A 17,329-nucleotide genomic window follows, 5' to 3' on the forward strand; every position below is an offset into this window, starting at 1 on the left:
ACTTTGTGTACACGAAGGCAAACTTCAGTGCAGCATTCCTTCATTGACGTCGAAAAGTAGCTCTTCCATTTGCTGATAGGCGTTTTCACATCCGGGGATATTAAACAGCACCATCAGCACCACCCATTTGAGATCGTCCAGATCAAACTCGAGGGTATCCAGAGCCATAATACGTTCGATAACCATTTCGCGCGTGTCCAGATTCAGAACCTGAATTTGTTCCAGGAACAGAATAAAGCCACGGCAGTTGGCATCTAAACGCTGACTCTCTTCCTCGGTGTAGATACGCATAGACAGCGGATCGGTAGTCAGCAGAATCGGAGCGACAAGGCCGTCCTGATAATCTGCCAGCTTTTCCAACCAGTTCAACGCATTATAGATATCTTCACGATGAAAACCTGCATCGGACAGATCATCAGTCAATTTATCCTGGTCAACGCGCATTTCTGCCTCGTTGTGGATATACGTTTCAAATAAGTACATTAGTACGTCGAACATGGCTTGCCCTCCTCAATCGGACATAGCCGCCGGGTACAGCTGCGATCCACCCTGCTAACTCCAACTCAAGCAGCTTAGCTACGATGGCTGGCACAGGTTGGCCGGCACGTTCAGCGACGACGTCAACAGGTGTAACCTCATCTCCTACGTTAGCCAACACATCGGGAAATGGCAATGAAGGATTGCTGTCCGACGTGGAATAATTGGCTGAATCTGGAAAATCAGGAAGCCAGTTAAGGTCGCTCTGTATTTGCTCAAGAATATTGTTGGGATGGGCAACTAACATCGCGCCCTGCTGAATTAACCAGTTCGTCCCTTCGCTTCCCGGATTACCCAGCGCGCCGGGCAAAGCAAATACGTCGCGGTTCTGCTCCAGCGCTAACCTGGCCGTCAGCAGCGACCCGCTACGCAACGTCGCCTCAACCACCAGCACGCCCAGGCTTAAACCGCTAATAATACGATTACGTCGTGGGAAATAGGGCCCACGAGCCGTTACCGATAGAGGAAACTCGGACACCAGCGCTCCCCCAGCGGCGATAATTTGCCCGGCCAGCGCTCTGTGCCGCGACGGATAAACCGCGTTCAGGCCGCTACCCAACACGGCAATTGTTTTCCCCTCTACCTCCAGCGCGGCGCGGTGCGCAATGCCATCAATGCCAATTGCCAGCCCACTGGTAATCGTCATGCCACTCAGGGCCAAAGCCTGAGTAAACCAGCTGCCCCACTCGCGGCCATAATGGCTGCAGTGTCGGCTGCCCACTATCGCCAGTTGCCGCGTGTTCAGCAATTCCACATCGCCCGCAATAAATAGCATCAGCGGAAAGTTGCTCAGGGACTTGAGCCGCTCAGGATAATGAGGGCTGTCGGGCGTAATGAAACTGTGCCCGGGCTCTGCCAGCCAGCGCCGTGTTTCATCAATAATTCGCCCATCATATTGCCTGAACGCCTCCAGCTGCCCTGCCGTCCATGGCAGTGCAGCCAGAGCAGGGGTATCTGACGGTTCAATTTCCCTGATTTGCTGTAGCAGAATCAGGCGCTGAGGGCTGGATAACCCTGAGACGCCTGAAAGGCGCAGCGCACACTCAATAGGTGACATTATTCTCTCCCTGATTTTGCCCCTTCCCCCTGAAGGTTACCTGCCAGGAATGCTGTCAATCGCAGCGTGAAATGTCTACAATAAGAGGATTAAAACTCTCATCCCTTGAATACAGATCTGGAAAGTTATGTCCGTTTTGCAGGTATTACATTTTCCTGACGAGCGCCTGCGCATCGTTGCGAAACCCGTTAAAGAAGTAAATGCCGATATTCAGCGTATCGTCGACGATATGTTTGAAACCATGTATGCCGAAGAAGGCATCGGTCTGGCAGCGACACAGGTTGATATCCATCAGCGGATTATCGTGATTGATGTTTCTGAAAATCGCGATGAGCGCCTGGTGCTGATCAACCCGGAGCTGCTGGAAGATAGTGGCGAAACCGGCATTGAAGAAGGTTGCCTGTCGATCCCTGAACAGCGTGCTTTGGTGCCGCGTTCAGAGAAAGTCAAAATCCGAGCGCTGGACCGCGAAGGAAACAGCTACGAGTTGGAAGCGGATGGGCTGCTGGCAATCTGTATCCAGCATGAAATGGATCATCTGGTCGGTAAACTGTTTATTGATTACCTGTCGCCAATGAAACGTCAGCGTATTCGTCAGAAGCTGGAAAAGCTCTATCGCCAGAGCGCCCGCGACTAAGTTCGTTGACTAAAGGGAATCACGTGTCCGAATCGTTAAAAATCATTTTTGCCGGCACCCCCGACTTTGCAGCGCGTCATCTTGACGCGCTGTTGTCATCCGGGCACCAGGTAGTGGGCGTTTTCACTCAGCCCGACCGCCCTGCCGGCCGCGGAAATAAAGTGACCGCCAGCCCGGTCAAGCAGCTGGCTGAGCAGCACAACATTCCGGTGTTCCAGCCTAAATCCCTGCGTCCTGAAGAGAATCAGCAGTGGGTTGCCGCGCTAAACGCCGATGTCATGGTGGTGGTCGCTTATGGCTTGATCCTGCCAAAGGCGGTGCTGGAGATGCCTCGTCTCGGCTGCATCAACGTTCACGGTTCCTTGCTGCCACGCTGGCGTGGCGCCGCACCAATCCAGCGCTCGCTGTGGGCGGGCGATGCCGAAACCGGCGTGACTATCATGCAGATGGATGTGGGCCTGGATACCGGCGATATGCTGCATAAGCTGGCCTGCCCAATTGAAGCCCACGATACCAGCGCCACGCTGTATGACAAACTGGCAGAGCTCGGTCCGGCTGGTATGCTGAGCACGCTGGCGCAGCTTGCCGACGGCAGCGCACAGCCTGAAGTGCAGGATGAAGCTCTGGTGAGCTATGCCGAGAAGCTGAGTAAAGAGGAGGCCCGTCTCGACTGGACCTTGTCAGCGCTGCAGCTGGAGCGCTGCATCCGCGCCTTTAATCCGTGGCCAGTCAGCTACTTCATTATTGATGAGCAGCCGGTGAAGGTGTGGAAGGCCAGCGTGCTTCCTGCCGTTAGTCATCACCAGCCGGGCGAGATCCTGCAGGCCGATAAGCACGGCATTCAGGTGGTTACCGCTGATGGCGTGCTGAATATTGAAGAACTCCAGCCTGCGGGCAAGAAAGCGATGAAAGCCCAGGACCTGCTTAATTCCCGCCGCGAATGGTTCACCCCAGGCAATATCATTGCCTGATACTCTGCCCGGCATCACCGCCGGGCAGTTTTACATGCGAATCCTCTATGAAAAAAAATACCAATTTACGCAGCGTTGCCGCTCAGACTATCGAGAAGGTTGTCGAACAGGGGCAGTCGCTTAGCAACGTGCTGCCTGCCGCCCAGAAAGCCGTAGGCGAGAAAGATGCCGCGCTGTTACAAGAGCTATGCTACGGCGTACTGCGCACGCTGCCGCAGCTGGAGTGGATCATCAGCAAGCTGATGTCACGCCCGATGACCGGCAAACAGCGCGCGATTCACTTCCTGATCATGGTCGGCCTTTATCAGCTGCTGTTTACCCGCATTCCTTCCCATGCGGCGCTGGCTGAGACCGTGGAGGGGGCAGTTGCCCTCAAGCGCCCGCAGCTGAAGGGATTGATCAACGGTGTGCTGCGCCAGTTCCAGCGCCAGCAGGAAGAGCTGACCCAGCAGATGAACGACGGCGAACAGCAGTATCTGCATCCGAAATGGCTGCTGGAGAGGCTGAAGCGCGCGTGGCCCGGGCAGTGGCAGCAGATTGTTGATGCCAATAATCAACGCCCGCCAATGTGGCTGCGCGTGAATCGTCAGCATCACAGCCGTGATGCCTGGCTGGCTTTGCTGGCAGAAAGCGGCAAAACCGGATTTGCTCACCCGCAGCATAGCGACGCGGTTCGGTTGGAATCACCGTGCGCGGTGGGACAGCTTCCTGGTTTTGACCAGGGCTGGGTGACCGTGCAGGATGCTTCAGCTCAGGGCTGTGTTGCCCTGCTCGATCCGCAAAACGGCGAGAAGATCCTCGACCTGTGCGCCGCACCCGGCGGCAAAACCACGCATATTCTGGAAGCCGCGCCGCAGGCTGACGTTATGGCCGTTGACGTCGATGCTCAGCGTCTGGCAAGAATTAGTGAGAATTTGCAACGCCTCGACATGCACGCAGAGGTTAAGCTTGGCGACGGCCGCACGCCTGCAGAGTGGTGTGGCGATACGCAGTTTGATCGCATTTTACTGGATGCACCCTGCTCGGCTACCGGCGTTATTCGTCGTCATCCGGATATCAAATGGCTGCGTCGCGACCGCGATATTGCTGAGCTGGCGATCTTACAGCAGCAGATCCTCGATGCCGTCTGGCCACATCTGAAGAAAGGCGGCACGCTGCTTTACGCCACATGCTCGATACTGCCGGAAGAGAATCACCAGCAGATCGCGCAGTTCCTGCAGCGCCACGGCGATGCAAGCCTGGTCGAAACCGGCGATCTGGCTCAGCCAGGTATCCAGGTGTTCCCGCAGGTGGAAGGCGGCGATGGCTTCTACTATGCAAAATTGATAAAACAGTGAAACAGGTGGCATGGCTTAGCCGCGCCACAAATTGAACGACAACCAACAGACTGAAGCATAATGAAAATTATCATTCTTGGTGCAGGTCAGGTCGGCGGAACGCTAGCTGAGAACCTGGTCGGTGAAAACAACGATATTACCGTGGTCGATACCGATCCCCTGCGCCTGCGTCAGTTACAGGACAAATTCGATTTACGCGTGGTGCAGGGGCACGGCTCTCATCCGCGCGTGCTGCGTGAAGCCGGTGCGGAAGATGCGGATATGCTGGTTGCCGTCACCAACTCTGATGAAACCAACATGGTCGCCTGCCAGGTCGCCTACTCCCTGTTTAACACGCCGAACCGTATCGCCCGTATCCGCGCCCCGGATTATATCCGTGACGCCGATAAGCTGTTTATCCCGGAAGCGGTACCCATCGACCACCTGATCTCTCCGGAGCAGCTGGTAATTGATAATATTTATCGTCTGATCGAATACCCTGGTGCGCTGCAGGTGGTGAACTTTGCGGAAGGGAAAGTCAGCCTGGCAGTGGTCAAAGCCTATTATGGCGGCCCGCTGGTCGGGAATGCGCTATCCGTGATGCGTGAACATATGCCGCATATCGATACGCGCGTTGCCGCTATTTTCCGCCAGGATCGCCCTATTCGCCCGCAGGGCTCCACCATCATTGAGGCAGGCGATGAAGTGTTCTTCATTGCTGCCAGCCAGCATATTCGTGCGGTGATGAGTGAGTATCAGCGGCTGGAGAAACCGTATAAGCGCATTATGATCGTCGGCGGCGGAAATATCGGCTTTGGTCTCGCGCAGCGCCTGGAAAAACAGTACAGCGTTAAACTGATCGAGCGCGATCAGCAGCGCGCCGCCGAGCTGGCAGAAAACTTGCAAAACACCATCGTGTTTTATGGCGATGCCTCCGATCAGGAACTGCTGGCCGAGGAGCACGTTGATCAAACCGATCTTTTCATTGCCATCACCAACGATGATGAAGCCAATATCATGTCGGCAATGCTGGCCAAGCGCATGGGCGCGAAAAAGGCTATGGTGCTTATCCAGCGCCGCGCCTATGTCGATCTGGTGCAGGGCAGCGTCATCGATATCGCGATCTCCCCGCAGCAGGCGACCATCTCGGCGCTGCTGGGGCACGTGCGTAAAGCGGATATTGTCGGGGTTTCTTCACTGCGCCGCGGCGTGGCGGAAGCCATTGAAGCTATCGCGCACGGCGAGGAGTCGACCTCACGCGTGGTCGGGCGCCTGATTGATGATATCAAGCTGCCACCGGGAACCATCATTGGTGCCGTGGTGCGCGGTAACGATGTGATGATTGCTAATGATAACCTGCGTATTGAGCAGGGGGACCACGTGATCATGTTCCTGACCGACAAGAAGTTTGTCCCGGACGTCGAACGCCTGTTCCAGCCCAGCCCGTTCTTCCTCTAACGACCCTATCTGTCTGTCTGATTTCACCCGGCGTTACCCCGGGTGAATGTCGACATTTATCAGCAATCACCGTGGTAAAAAGCCAATCCTTTGTTAGACTTAGAAAATTGGCAAAAATGGGAGATAACAATGAGTTTATTCAAAGAGTTTCGCGATTTCGCGATGCGTGGCAATGTCGTCGATCTGGCTGTGGGTGTCATCATCGGTGCTGCGTTTGGTAAAATCGTCTCTTCACTGGTGGCAAATATCATCATGCCACCGCTGGGGTTACTGATTGGGGGCGTCGATTTCAAGCAGTTCAGCTGGGTGTTAAAAGCCGCAGATGGTACAGCGCCTGCTGTAGTGATGGAGTACGGGATTTTCCTGCAGACCATTTTTGACTTTATGATCGTTGCGTTTGCCATCTTCATGGCGATTAAAGTGATGAACAAGATGTACAAAAGAAAGGAAGTGGAAAAACCGGCACCGAAACCTTCTGCTGAAGAAACGCTGCTGAGCGAAATCCGCGATCTGCTGAAAGAACAGAATAACAAACCGCTTTAAGGGATTGTCTGTTGCGAAAACGAAAACCGCCACCGCTGGCGGTTTTTTTATGCCTGAAAAGGCAGAAGGCCAGTGGTCAATACGCGGTTTGCGCACTGGCCACTGGCCTCCCAGTTACCTTTCTTCGCATGTTTATCACGGCGCCGGTAGCTGCCTTTACCTTTAGTGTTCGCCTCAACGCGCGGTTTAAACAGTGGGTCATGTAGCAGTGCTTCAAGGGCGTTATCACGGATGACGCCTTTTTTATGTTGGTAAACAGTCATGATATTTCCTGTGAGTAAATGACGCAGATGAATATAGGCCTGAAATTGGGATATTTCAATCGGCGGCTTTAACATTTGATGTGGTTGCCCCCTTTTCAAGTGCTTCCAGGATCGAGCAATAGCGGCTGCTGTGCGCGGTGCCGCAGCAGGCATCATTCAGCCTTTTCAGTGAACGCTGCATATGCTGAAGCTCTGATAACATGGCTTCAACTTCGGTGAGCCGCTTTTGCACGATGGTCTTAGATTCCTGACAGGTGTGATGTTCAGGATCGACGCGGATCGATAACAGTTCGCGGATCGCTTCCAGCGTAAAGCCCAGCTGACGTCCATAACGAATAAACTTCAGCCGCTGCAAATCAGTATCACTGTAGAGACGAAAGCCGCCTTCGGTGCGGATTTCATGATCCATCATGCGCTGCTTCTCATAGAAGCGAATGGTGTCCGGCGTCACATCGGCCAGTTTCGCCAGTTGTCCTATGCGGTACATTACTCCTCCTCGCTAAAATGCTGCTGTAACTGCCTGCCATAATGGCTATGCAGAAAATCGGTACTGATACCCGCCTGAATAAGTTTGATTTCCAGTAGCTTCAGTCGTTTTGCCTGTGGCTGATAGCGCTCATCCTCAGGGGCGATGCCACGCAGCAGCTTATCCAGCTCAACGGCTTCCCGTCGCAGCTCCAGCTCCGGTGGCAGGTAGCCAGAATTTTTTAAGATACGATAGCTGGCGCGCAGTTCAGCAGGAACGTGGCTGTCGTCATCCAGCTGCAGCGGTTGGCCAGCCCCCGCCAGATTATCGAGATCGCCCTGACGCTGTGCGGCAAGGATATGTTTTTCAGCCAGCTGATCGAGCAGTGACATAGTCGCGGCCTCCAGTTCTCAGGAAGCGTTCAGCATAGCGTAACTGGTGAGGATATGAAGTAAGAGAGGAATTATGGACATAAAAAAACCCCGCAAGCGGGGTTTTTTCAATACTGCGGCAGATTACTCTGCTACAGCTTCTGCTTGAGCTTCTGGACGATCAACCAGCTCGATGTAAGCCATCGGAGCGTTGTCACCAGCGCGGAAGCCACACTTCAGAATGCGAGTGTAACCACCTGCACGGCTCGCGAAACGCGGACCGAGCTCATTAAACAGTTTTGCCACGATCTCGTTATCACGAGTACGGGCGAATGCCAGACGACGATTAGCTACGCTGTCGGTCTTGGCAAGAGTAATCAGCGGCTCAACTACGCGACGCAGCTCTTTCGCTTTTGGCAGGGTCGTCTTGATAATCTCGTGACGAACCAAAGAGCCAGCCATGTTGCGGAACATAGCCTGACGATGGCTGCTGTTGCGGTTCAGTTGACGACCACTCTTACGATGGCGCATGACCTTATCCTTCTCAGTGAAACCTTAACCTGTGATCGGGTTATTCATCAGCAATGCTAGCTGGCGGCCAGTTTTCCAGGCGCATGCCCAGAGACAGACCACGAGAAGCCAGCACATCTTTAATCTCAGTAAGAGATTTTTTACCAAGGTTAGGCGTTTTAAGCAGCTCAACCTCGGTACGCTGTACCAGATCACCGATGTAGTGGATAGCTTCTGCCTTAAGGCAGTTAGCAGAGCGGACAGTCAATTCCAGATCGTCAACAGGGCGCAGCAAGATCGGATCGAATTCTGGTTTCTCTTCTTTCACTTCCGGCTGACGTACATCACGTAAGTCGACGAAAGCTTCCAGTTGTTCTGCCAGGATGGTTGCCGCACGGCGGATCGCTTCTTCAGGATCAATAGTGCCGTTGGTTTCCATTTCGATGACCAGCTTGTCCAGGTCAGTACGCTGTTCTACACGCGCTGCTTCAACATTGTAGGCAATACGCTCTACAGGGCTGTAACAGGCGTCAACCAACAGACGACCGATCGGGCGCTCATCTTCTTCCGAATGAATTCGGGCAGAAGCCGGCACATAACCACGACCACGCTGAACTTTGATACGCATGCTAATAGCGGCGTTCTCATCGGTCAGGTGACAGATCACGTGCTGCGGCTTGACGATTTCGACATCACCATCATGGGTGATATCGGCTGCAGTCACAGGGCCAATGCCAGATTTATTCAGAGTAAGAATAACTTCATCTTTGCCCTGAACTCTTACCGCCAAACCTTTCAGGTTGAGCAGGATTTCCAGGATATCTTCCTGTACGCCCTCTTTGGTGCTGTACTCATGCAGTACACCATCAATTTCAACCTCGGTCACCGCGCAACCCGGCATTGATGAAAGCAGAATACGGCGCAGTGCGTTACCAAGAGTATGGCCAAAGCCACGCTCTAAAGGCTCAAGGGTCACCTTGGCGTGCGTCGAACTCACTTGCTCGATATCTACCAGGCGCGGTTTTAGAAACTCTGTCACAGAACCCTGCATTGTGTCCTCTCTTTGGTACTAAGCCTTACTTGGAGTAAAGCTCGACGATCAGGTGTTCGTTAATGTCCGCAGACAGATCGGTACGTTCAGGAATACGCTTGAACACACCTTCCATCTTAGTTGCATCAACTTCCAGCCAGGTTGGCTTTTCACGCTGTTCAGCCAGCTCCAGAGCGGCTTTCACGCGAGACTGCTTTTTGGCTTTCTCACGGATGCTAACAACGTCATTCGGAGTTACCTGATAAGAAGCGATGCTAACAACGCGGCCGTTTACCAAAATAGATTTGTGGCTAACCAGCTGACGTGCTTCTGCACGAGTGGCGCCAAAGCCCATACGGTAAACTACGTTGTCCAGACGACCTTCCAGCAGAGCTAACAGGTTTTCACCGGTGTTGCCTTTCAGACGAGCTGCTTCTTTATAATAGTTACGGAACTGACGCTCCAGCACGCCGTACATACGACGAACTTTCTGCTTTTCACGTAACTGCACGCCATAGTCAGACAGACGTGGCTTGCGCGCACCGTGCTGACCAGGAGCTTGTTCAATCTTACACTTGGTATCAATCGCGCGAACGCCAGACTTAAGGAACAGGTCTGTGCCTTCACGACGGCTCAGCTTGAGCTTAGGACCCAAATATCTTGCCATTTTCTTTCTCCAACATTCCTAAAAAACGGGGCGTTATACGCGACGTTTTTTCGGCGGACGACAACCGTTGTGAGGGATCGGAGTCACATCAGTAATATTAGTGATGCGGAAACCAGCAGCGTTCAGGGCACGAATAGTTGATTCGCGGCCTGGACCAGGACCCTTAACCATAACTTCCAGGTTCTTAATACCGTAATCTTTCACGGCCTCTGCGCAACGCTCTGCAGCAACCTGCGCAGCGAACGGCGTAGACTTACGAGAACCACGGAAACCGGAACCACCGGCTGTTGCCCAACCCAGCGCATTACCCTGACGATCGGTAATAGTTACGATGGTGTTGTTAAAAGATGCATGGACATGAGCCACGCCATCAGAGACTTGCTTTCTTACACGCTTGCGTGCACGAACTGGTGCCTTTGCCATTATTCAATCACCCCGATTATTTCTTGATCGGTTTACGCGGACCCTTACGGGTACGTGCGTTAGTCTTAGTACGCTGACCGCGCACTGGAAGACCACGACGATGACGCAAACCACGATAGCAACCAAGGTCCATAAGACGCTTGATGCTCAGGGTGACTTCACGACGCAGATCGCCTTCAACAACAAATTTCGCTACTGCATCACGCAGAATGTCGATTTGTTCTTCAGACAGCTCACTGATCTTAACATTTTCAGCGATTCCCGTAGATGCACAGATAGCCTGTGAACGGGTCTTGCCGATACCGAAAATTGCAGTTAATGCGATAACGGTATGTTTATGATCAGGAATGTTAATGCCTGCTATACGGGCCACTATGCACTCCTATTTAATTACTTATGCGTCCCATGCCGAAAAGCCCGTTTTCAGGATACTCAAATGGAAACGCATAGACATACAAAAGATTGGCTGGCTAATCTAGCCAGCTCAACCCGACTTTGCAAGAAAAATATGCGATTAAATCAGCCTTGGCGCTGTTTATGCTTAGGCTCGGCACTGCAAATCACACGCACGACGCCGTCGCGACGAACGATTTTGCAGTTACGACATAATTTCTTGACGGAAGCACGAACTTTCATTTTTACTCTCCGTAACTTCTCAAGCACCTGAATTAACGGCCGTAGCCCTTCAGATTTGCTTTCTTCAATGCAGACTCGTACTGACTAGACATCATCAGAGTTTGCACTTGAGCCATAAAGTCCATGATGACAACGACTACGATCAGCAGTGAAGTACCGCCGAAGTAGAATGGAACTTTCATCGCATCACGCATGAACTCCGGGATCAGGCAGATAAAGGTAATGTACAGCGCACCGATTAAGGTTAAGCGCGTCATCACTTTATCGATATACTTCGCCGTCTGTTCTCCCGGACGAATACCTGGTACAAATGCACCAGACTTCTTCAGGTTATCTGCTGTTTCTCTTGGGTTGAAAACCAACGCCGTATAGAAGAAACAGAAGAAGATGATTGCAGTCGCATAGAGTAGCACATAAAGCGGCTGACCTGGCTGTAATGACATCGAAATAGTTGTCAACCAGTTCCAACCGGTTCCGCCCCCGAACCATGACGCGATGGTTGCTGGGAACAGAATGATGCTGGAAGCAAAAATAGCTGGAATTACACCGGCCATATTCACTTTCAACGGTAAATGTGTGCTCTGCGCAGCATAGACACGACGGCCTTGCTGACGTTTCGCATAGTTCACCACAATGCGGCGTTGACCACGCTCAACGAAAACAACGAAGAAGGTCACTGCAAATACGAGAACTGCAACCAACAGCAACAGGAGGAAGTGCAGGTCGCCTTGCCGCGCTTGCTCGATGGTATGGCCAATGGCCGGCGGCAGACCCGCAACAATACCAGCGAAGATAATGATCGAGATACCGTTGCCGATACCTCGTTCAGTTATCTGCTCGCCCAGCCACATCAGGAACATTGTCCCGGTGACCAGACTGACAACAGCGGTAAAGTAGAAGGCAAAGCCTGGGTTTAACACCAGGCCCTGCATTCCTGGCATATTCGGCAGGCCGGTAGCAATACCGACCGCCTGGAATATACCTAATACCAGAGTACCGTAACGGGTGTACTGGCTTATCTTACGACGGCCAGCCTCCCCTTCTTTCTTGATTTCAGCTAACGCTGGATGAACCACCGTCAGCAGCTGGATAATAATAGAGGCCGAAATGTACGGCATAATACCCAGGGCAAAGATAGAAGCACGGCTCAGAGCACCACCAGAGAACATGTTAAACATTTCAATGATGGTGCCACGCTGTTGCTCAAGCAATTTGGCAAGTACAGTGGCATCGATACCAGGGATCGGAATAAAAGAGCCAATACGGAAGACAATCAGCGCACCAATTACAAACAGAAGTCTGCGTTTTAGTTCGCCAAATCCACCCTTGGCACTTTGAAAATCTAATCCCGGTTGCTTAGCCATCTGCTACTTATTCCTCAATTTTACCGCCAGCAGCTTCGATTGCAGCACGAGCGCCTTTAGTGACACGCAGACCGCGAATCGTTACCGGTGCAGAAACTTCGCCAGACAGGATCACTTTCGCGAACTCCATCTGAATACCGATAATGTTTGCTGCTTTCAGCGTGTTCAGGTCGACGATACCGCCTTCAACTTTCGCCAGGTCAGACAGACGAACTTCTGCAGTGACCATTGCTTTGCGAGAGGTGAAACCGAATTTCGGCAGACGACGATACAGAGGCATCTGGCCGCCTTCAAAACCACGACGTACGCCACCGCCAGAACGTGAGTTCTGACCTTTGTGACCACGACCACCGGTTTTGCCGAGGCCTGAACCGATACCACGGCCCAGACGTTTCGAAGCGTGCTTGGAGCCGTCGGCCGGAGACAGAGTATTTAAACGCATCTGTTACTCCTCCACTTTAACCATGTAGGAAATCGCGTTAACCATACCGCGTACAGCTGGCGTGTCTTCACGCTCTACGGTGTGGTTAATACGACGCAGACCCAGGCCAAGCAGCGTTGCCTTGTGTTTAGGCAAACGACCGATCGAACTGCGGGTTTGTGTAATCTTAATAGTCTTAGCCATGGTCATTACCCCAGAATGTCTTCAACGGATTTGCCACGCTTGGCAGCGACCATTTCTGGGGAATTCATGTTGGCCAGGCCATCCAGAGTTGCACGAACCACGTTGATCGGGTTAGTGGAACCGTAGGCTTTAGCCAAGACGTTATGAACCCCAGCGACTTCCAGTACGGCGCGCATTGCACCGCCGGCAATGATACCGGTACCTTCAGAAGCCGGCTGCATGAACACGCGAGAACCTGTGTGCACGCCTTTAACAGGGTGCTGCAGGGTGCCGCTGTTCAGCGCGACGTTAATCATATTGCGACGAGCTTTTTCCATCGCTTTCTGGATCGCTGCTGGAACTTCACGCGCTTTTCCGTAACCAAAACCGATGCGACCGTTACCGTCACCAACAACAGTCAGAGCTGTGAAGGAGAAAATACGACCACCTTTTACGGTTTTAGATACGCGATTTACCGCGATCAGCTTTTCCTGCAGTTCGCCAGCTTGTTTTTCGATGTGTGCCATCTTACACCTCTACCTTAGAACTGTAGGCCAGCTTCACGGGCAGCATCTGCCAGTGCCTGGACACGACCATGATATTGGAAACCAGAACGGTCGAAAGAAACACCAGTGATGCCTTTTTCGATTGCGCGTTCAGCAACTGCTTTACCAACAGCAGCGGCAGCGTCTTTGTTTCCTGTGTACTTCAGTTGCTCACTGATAGCTTTTTCTACAGTAGAAGCAGCGACCAGGACTTCAGAACCGTTGGGTGCGATTACCTGTGCGTAAATATGACGCGGGGTACGATGTACCACCAGGCGAGTAGCACCCAGCTCTTTGAGCTTGCGACGTGCGCGGGTCGCACGACGGATACGAGCAGATTTCTTATCCATAGTGTTACCTTACTTCTTCTTAGCCTCTTTGGTACGCACGACTTCGTCGGCGTAACGAACACCCTTGCCTTTATAAGGCTCAGGACGACGGTAGGCGCGGAGATCGGCTGCAACCTGACCAATCAGCTGTTTATCAGCGCCTTTCAGCACGATTTCAGTCTGAGTTGGACATTCAGCAGTGATTCCCGCTGGCAGCGCGTGGTCAACCGGGTGAGAGAAGCCCAGGGCTAAGCTCACAGAGTTGCCTTTAACGGCTGCACGATAACCTACACCAACCAGCTGCAGCTTCTTAGTGAAGCCTTCGGTAACACCGATAACCATAGCGTTCAACAGTGCACGAGAAGTACCTGCCTGCGCCCAACCATCCACAAAACCTTCGCGCGGAGCGAAAGTCAGGGTGTTGTCAGCATGCTTAACTTCTACAGCTTTGTTGAGCGTACGAGTCAGCTCGCCGTTTTTACCTTTAATCGAAATAACCTGACCGTCGAGTTTTACCTCTACGCCGGCAGGAATCGCGACTGGTGCTTTAGCAACACGAGACATTTATTCCTCCGATTAAGCTACGTAGCAGATAATTTCGCCGCCAAGACCAGCCTGGCGTGCGGCACGATCGGTCATAACACCTTTAGAGGTAGAGATAACAGCGATACCCAGTCCAGCCATAACTTTTGGCAGTTCGTCTTTGCGTTTGTAGATACGCAGACCTGGACGGCTTACACGCTGAATGCTCTCTACCACTGCCTTGCCCTGGAAATACTTAAGAGTCAGTTCCAGTTCAGGCTTGGTGTCGCCTTCGACTTTAAATTCTTCAATATAGCCTTCTTCCTTCAGCACGTTGGCAATAGCCAATTTCAGCTTGGAGGAAGGCATGGTGACCGCAACTTTGTTCGCGGCTTGACCGTTACGGATACGGGTCAGCATATCCGCGATCGGATCTTGCATGCTCATCTGTCTTTACTCCCGTGATTCAATTGGTAATTACCAGCTAGCCTTTTTCAAGCCAGGTACTTCACCGCGCATGGCGGCTTCACGCAACTTGATACGGCTCAGACCGAATTTGCCCACATAACCATGTGGACGGCCAGTTTGACGGCAGCGCTTACGCTGACGAGACGGGCTGGAATCACGCGGCAGAGTTTGCAGCTTGAGAACAGCATTCCAACGTTCTTCGTCGGATGAGTTCACACTAGAAATGATAGCTTTCAGTTCCTCGCGTTTAGCGCGGTACTTGTCAGCCAGTTTCACGCGAACGACTTCGCGTGCTTTCATCGATTGCTTAGCCATCAGTAACCCTGCCTTACTTGCGGAACGGGAAGTTAAAAGCAGCCAAAAGTGCGCGGCCTTCATCATCAGATTTCGCAGTAGTGGTAATGGTGATATCCAAACCACGAACGCGGTCGACTTTGTCATAGTCGATCTCTGGGAAGATGATCTGCTCACGAACGCCCATGCTGTAGTTACCACGGCCATCGAATGACTTAGCGGACAAGCCACGGAAGTCACGGATACGTGGAACAGCAATAGAAATCAGACGCTCAAAGAACTCCCACATGCGTTCGCCACGCAGAGTTACTTTACAGCCGATCGGATAGCCCTGACGGATTTTGAAGCCTGCAACTGACTTGCGTGCTTTGGTGATAAACGGCTTTTGACCGGAGATTGCTGCTAAGTCAGCTGCTGCGTTGTCCAGCAGTTTCTTGTCAGCGATCGCTTCACCCACACCCATATTCAGGGTGATCTTCTCGACCCGAGGGACTTGCATGACAGAATTGTAGCTAAACTCAGTCATGAGTTGTTTAACTACTTCGTCTTTGTAGTAATCATGCAGTTTCGCCATCGTACTACTCCAAATTACTTGATAGTTTCGCTGTTAGACTTGAAGAAACGGACTTTTTTGCCGTCTTCGAATCTAAAGCCTACACGGTCAGCCTTACCGGTTGCCGAGTTGAAGAGCGCAACGTTAGAAACCTGAATAGCAGCTTCTTTTTCAACGATGCCACCTGGTTGATTCAGAGCCGGAACCGGCTTTGAGTGCTTCTTAACCAGGTTGATACCTTCAACAATCAGTTTGCCTGAAGACAGAACATTTTTTACTTTACCGCGCTTACCTTTATCTTTGCCGGTCAGCACGATAACTTCGTCATCGCGACGGATTTTAGCTGCCATTTTTCGCTCCTTAGAGTACTTCTGGTGCCAGAGAGATAATTTTCATGAACTTTTCAGTACGAAGCTCACGAGTTACCGGCCCAAAAATACGCGTTCCGATAGGCTGCTCAGTGTTATTGTTTAAAATAACGCATGCATTACCATCGAAGCGAATGACAGAACCGTCCGGGCGACGAACACCCTTCCTGGTGCGCACCACTACCGCTTTCAGCACATCACCCTTCTTAACCTTACCGCGAGGAATTGCTTCCTTGATGGTAATTTTGATGATGTCGCCTACGCCTGCGTAGCGACGGTGCGAGCCACCCAGAACCTTGATACACATTACGCGACGTGCACCGGAGTTGTCGGCGACGGTCAGCATAGTCTGTTCTTGGATCATTTTAGTGCTCCGCTAATGTCAACTACTACTTCGGGACCTGATTCAGGTCGTATAAAAGCCCCATTATTGAGGGCGCAGCATTATAACACTGCTTCCTGAATATGGGTAGAAAAAATAAACGGCTCTTGCGAGCCGTTTATCTTATTTTTTAGAGACGGCAGATTCTATTACAGAATCGCTTTCTCTACAACGCGAACCAGCGTCCAGGACTTAGTCTTGGACAGTGGACGGCATTCGCGGATTTCTACCACGTCGCCGATACCACATTCGTTGTTCTCGTCATGTACGTGCAGTTTGGTCGTACGTTTGATGAATTTCCCGTAGATCGGGTGCTTCACAACACGTTCGATTGCCACAACAATGGATTTCTCCATTTTGTCGCTCAGAACACGACCTTGCAGAGTACGGATTTTATCGGTCATTACGCACCCGCCTTCTCAGTCAGTAAAGTCTTAACGCGTGCAACATCACGACGAACATTCTTCAAGACGTGAGTCTGTTGAAGTTGGCCGGATGCTGCCTGCATGCGCAGATTGAACTGCTCACGCAGCAGGTTAAGAAGCTCAGTGTTCAGCTCTTCAACGCTTTTTTCACGCAGCTCTGTTGCTTTCATTACATCACCGTCTTAGTTACAAAGGTGGTTTTGATAGGCAGTTTTGCTGCTGCCAGCTTGAATGCTTCACGGGCCAGCTCTTCCGGTACGCCGTCCATTTCATACAGGACTTTACCAGGCTGGATCAAGGCAACCCAATACTCTACGTTACCTTTACCTTTACCCATACGCACTTCCAGCGGCTTCTCGGTAATTGGTTTGTCCGGGAATACACGGATCCAAATTTTACCTTGACGCTTAACTGCACGGGTCATAGCACGACGTGCTGCTTCGATCTGACGAGCAGTCAGACGACCACGGCCAACAGCTTTCAGACCGAAAGTACCGAAGCTAACATCCGTACCCTGCGCCAGACCACGGTTGCGGCCTTTATGCACTTTACGGAATTTTGTACGCTTTGGTTGTAACATCAGCGACTCT

General features: G+C 52.0%; 30 protein-coding genes. 5 read left to right on the plus strand and 25 right to left on the minus strand.

What is annotated here, in order from left to right; translation table 11 throughout:
- Positions 1–24 precede the first annotated feature (24 nt).
- Both smg and dprA read right to left on the minus strand, forming a co-directional pair.
- Entirely contained in the window at positions 25–498 is a 474-nt protein-coding gene (smg, locus tag J2Y91_RS06035; RefSeq protein WP_048917615.1) for a DUF494 family protein Smg, read from the minus strand.
- A complete protein-coding gene (gene dprA, locus J2Y91_RS06040) occupies positions 470–1,594 on the minus strand; it encodes a DNA-protecting protein DprA (RefSeq protein ID WP_253537656.1) in 1,125 nt (374 codons plus the stop codon). Before dprA ends, smg begins: the two co-directional genes overlap by 29 nt.
- Positions 1,595–1,721: 127 nt before the next feature.
- On the opposite strand from dprA, the gene def reads away from it, so the two are divergent.
- The 5 genes from def (at position 1,722) to mscL (ending at position 6,519) form a co-directional block, all read left to right on the plus strand.
- Complete coding sequence (gene def / locus J2Y91_RS06045; protein WP_253537659.1) at positions 1,722–2,231, plus strand: peptide deformylase; 510 nt, start codon at positions 1,722–1,724, stop codon at positions 2,229–2,231.
- Between the two features lie 23 nt (positions 2,232–2,254).
- Positions 2,255–3,202, plus strand: a complete 948-nt coding sequence (fmt, locus tag J2Y91_RS06050) for a methionyl-tRNA formyltransferase (RefSeq protein WP_133622569.1) — start codon at positions 2,255–2,257, stop codon at positions 3,200–3,202.
- Between the two features lie 47 nt (positions 3,203–3,249).
- A complete protein-coding gene (gene rsmB, locus J2Y91_RS06055; protein ID WP_048917619.1) occupies positions 3,250–4,539 on the plus strand; it encodes a 16S rRNA (cytosine(967)-C(5))-methyltransferase RsmB in 1,290 nt (429 codons plus the stop codon).
- 60 nt (positions 4,540–4,599) lie between these two features.
- A complete protein-coding gene (gene trkA / locus J2Y91_RS06060) occupies positions 4,600–5,976 on the plus strand; it encodes a Trk system potassium transporter TrkA (RefSeq protein WP_048917620.1) in 1,377 nt (458 codons plus the stop codon).
- 129 nt (positions 5,977–6,105) lie between these two features.
- The gene (gene mscL, locus J2Y91_RS06065; protein WP_048917621.1) at positions 6,106–6,519 is read left to right on the plus strand and encodes a large-conductance mechanosensitive channel protein MscL; all 414 of its coding nucleotides are present in this window, start codon (positions 6,106–6,108) and stop codon (positions 6,517–6,519) included.
- A 47-nt stretch (positions 6,520–6,566) separates the two neighbouring features.
- Here the strand turns inward: mscL and J2Y91_RS06070 are convergent, their stop codons facing one another.
- From J2Y91_RS06070 to rplP, 23 genes are all read right to left on the minus strand, one after another.
- Complete coding sequence (locus tag J2Y91_RS06070) at positions 6,567–6,782, minus strand: alternative ribosome-rescue factor A (RefSeq protein WP_048917622.1); 216 nt, start codon at positions 6,780–6,782, stop codon at positions 6,567–6,569.
- A 55-nt stretch (positions 6,783–6,837) separates the two neighbouring features.
- Entirely contained in the window at positions 6,838–7,269 is a 432-nt protein-coding gene (zntR, locus tag J2Y91_RS06075) for a Zn(2+)-responsive transcriptional regulator (protein ID WP_133622567.1), read from the minus strand.
- Positions 7,269–7,640, minus strand: coding sequence for a DnaJ family domain-containing protein (locus J2Y91_RS06080; RefSeq protein ID WP_048917624.1), 372 nt, complete (start codon positions 7,638–7,640; stop codon positions 7,269–7,271). The genes zntR and J2Y91_RS06080 overlap by 1 nt, the downstream gene beginning before the upstream one ends.
- Before the next feature lie 123 nt (positions 7,641–7,763).
- Positions 7,764–8,150, minus strand: a complete 387-nt coding sequence (gene rplQ, locus J2Y91_RS06085) for a 50S ribosomal protein L17 (protein WP_004160560.1) — start codon at positions 8,148–8,150, stop codon at positions 7,764–7,766.
- 40 nt (positions 8,151–8,190) lie between these two features.
- Positions 8,191–9,180: a DNA-directed RNA polymerase subunit alpha gene (locus tag J2Y91_RS06090; protein WP_002919219.1), complete on the minus strand. Its 990-nt coding sequence runs from the start codon at positions 9,178–9,180 to the stop codon at positions 8,191–8,193.
- Positions 9,181–9,205: 25 nt separating this feature from the next.
- A complete protein-coding gene (gene rpsD / locus J2Y91_RS06095; protein ID WP_048917625.1) occupies positions 9,206–9,826 on the minus strand; it encodes a 30S ribosomal protein S4 in 621 nt (206 codons plus the stop codon).
- A 33-nt stretch (positions 9,827–9,859) separates the two neighbouring features.
- Positions 9,860–10,249: a 30S ribosomal protein S11 gene (gene rpsK, locus J2Y91_RS06100; RefSeq protein ID WP_004160563.1), complete on the minus strand. Its 390-nt coding sequence runs from the start codon at positions 10,247–10,249 to the stop codon at positions 9,860–9,862.
- A gap of 16 nt (positions 10,250–10,265) precedes the next feature.
- Complete coding sequence (gene rpsM / locus J2Y91_RS06105) at positions 10,266–10,622, minus strand: 30S ribosomal protein S13 (protein WP_048917626.1); 357 nt, start codon at positions 10,620–10,622, stop codon at positions 10,266–10,268.
- Positions 10,623–10,768: 146 nt separating this feature from the next.
- Entirely contained in the window at positions 10,769–10,885 is a 117-nt protein-coding gene (rpmJ, locus tag J2Y91_RS06110) for a 50S ribosomal protein L36 (RefSeq protein WP_020322760.1), read from the minus strand.
- A 32-nt stretch (positions 10,886–10,917) separates the two neighbouring features.
- Entirely contained in the window at positions 10,918–12,249 is a 1,332-nt protein-coding gene (gene secY / locus J2Y91_RS06115; RefSeq protein ID WP_004160567.1) for a preprotein translocase subunit SecY, read from the minus strand.
- A gap of 7 nt (positions 12,250–12,256) precedes the next feature.
- Complete coding sequence (gene rplO, locus J2Y91_RS06120; protein ID WP_048917627.1) at positions 12,257–12,691, minus strand: 50S ribosomal protein L15; 435 nt, start codon at positions 12,689–12,691, stop codon at positions 12,257–12,259.
- Positions 12,692–12,694: 3 nt separating this feature from the next.
- Positions 12,695–12,874: a 50S ribosomal protein L30 gene (rpmD, locus tag J2Y91_RS06125; protein ID WP_004160569.1), complete on the minus strand. Its 180-nt coding sequence runs from the start codon at positions 12,872–12,874 to the stop codon at positions 12,695–12,697.
- A 5-nt stretch (positions 12,875–12,879) separates the two neighbouring features.
- On the minus strand, positions 12,880–13,380 hold the full coding sequence (gene rpsE, locus J2Y91_RS06130) for a 30S ribosomal protein S5 (protein WP_048917628.1): 501 nt from the start codon (positions 13,378–13,380) through the stop codon (positions 12,880–12,882).
- A 14-nt stretch (positions 13,381–13,394) separates the two neighbouring features.
- Entirely contained in the window at positions 13,395–13,748 is a 354-nt protein-coding gene (rplR, locus tag J2Y91_RS06135; protein WP_004160572.1) for a 50S ribosomal protein L18, read from the minus strand.
- 9 nt (positions 13,749–13,757) lie between these two features.
- Complete coding sequence (gene rplF / locus J2Y91_RS06140) at positions 13,758–14,291, minus strand: 50S ribosomal protein L6 (RefSeq protein ID WP_048917629.1); 534 nt, start codon at positions 14,289–14,291, stop codon at positions 13,758–13,760.
- 12 nt (positions 14,292–14,303) lie between these two features.
- Complete coding sequence (rpsH, locus tag J2Y91_RS06145; RefSeq protein WP_048917630.1) at positions 14,304–14,696, minus strand: 30S ribosomal protein S8; 393 nt, start codon at positions 14,694–14,696, stop codon at positions 14,304–14,306.
- 30 nt (positions 14,697–14,726) lie between these two features.
- Complete coding sequence (gene rpsN, locus J2Y91_RS06150) at positions 14,727–15,032, minus strand: 30S ribosomal protein S14 (RefSeq protein WP_048917631.1); 306 nt, start codon at positions 15,030–15,032, stop codon at positions 14,727–14,729.
- A gap of 13 nt (positions 15,033–15,045) precedes the next feature.
- Positions 15,046–15,585 (minus strand): 50S ribosomal protein L5, encoded by a 540-nt coding sequence (rplE, locus tag J2Y91_RS06155; protein ID WP_013204126.1) that lies wholly within the window; start codon positions 15,583–15,585, stop codon positions 15,046–15,048.
- Between the two features lie 14 nt (positions 15,586–15,599).
- The gene (gene rplX, locus J2Y91_RS06160; protein WP_048917632.1) at positions 15,600–15,914 is read right to left on the minus strand and encodes a 50S ribosomal protein L24; all 315 of its coding nucleotides are present in this window, start codon (positions 15,912–15,914) and stop codon (positions 15,600–15,602) included.
- Between the two features lie 10 nt (positions 15,915–15,924).
- A complete protein-coding gene (gene rplN, locus J2Y91_RS06165) occupies positions 15,925–16,296 on the minus strand; it encodes a 50S ribosomal protein L14 (protein WP_048917633.1) in 372 nt (123 codons plus the stop codon).
- Between the two features lie 167 nt (positions 16,297–16,463).
- Positions 16,464–16,718 (minus strand): 30S ribosomal protein S17, encoded by a 255-nt coding sequence (gene rpsQ / locus J2Y91_RS06170; RefSeq protein ID WP_048917634.1) that lies wholly within the window; start codon positions 16,716–16,718, stop codon positions 16,464–16,466.
- Positions 16,718–16,909 carry a 50S ribosomal protein L29 gene (gene rpmC / locus J2Y91_RS06175; protein ID WP_048917635.1) on the minus strand — a complete coding sequence of 64 codons (192 nt, stop codon included), beginning with the start codon at positions 16,907–16,909 and terminating at the stop codon, positions 16,718–16,720. Before rpmC ends, rpsQ begins: the two co-directional genes overlap by 1 nt.
- Positions 16,909–17,319 (minus strand): 50S ribosomal protein L16, encoded by a 411-nt coding sequence (rplP, locus tag J2Y91_RS06180; RefSeq protein WP_002438716.1) that lies wholly within the window; start codon positions 17,317–17,319, stop codon positions 16,909–16,911. The genes rpmC and rplP overlap by 1 nt, the downstream gene beginning before the upstream one ends.
- Positions 17,320–17,329 lie beyond the last annotated feature (10 nt).

The sequence above is a fragment of the Erwinia aphidicola genome, from assembly GCF_024169515.1.
Lineage (GTDB): Bacteria > Pseudomonadota > Gammaproteobacteria > Enterobacterales > Enterobacteriaceae > Erwinia > Erwinia aphidicola.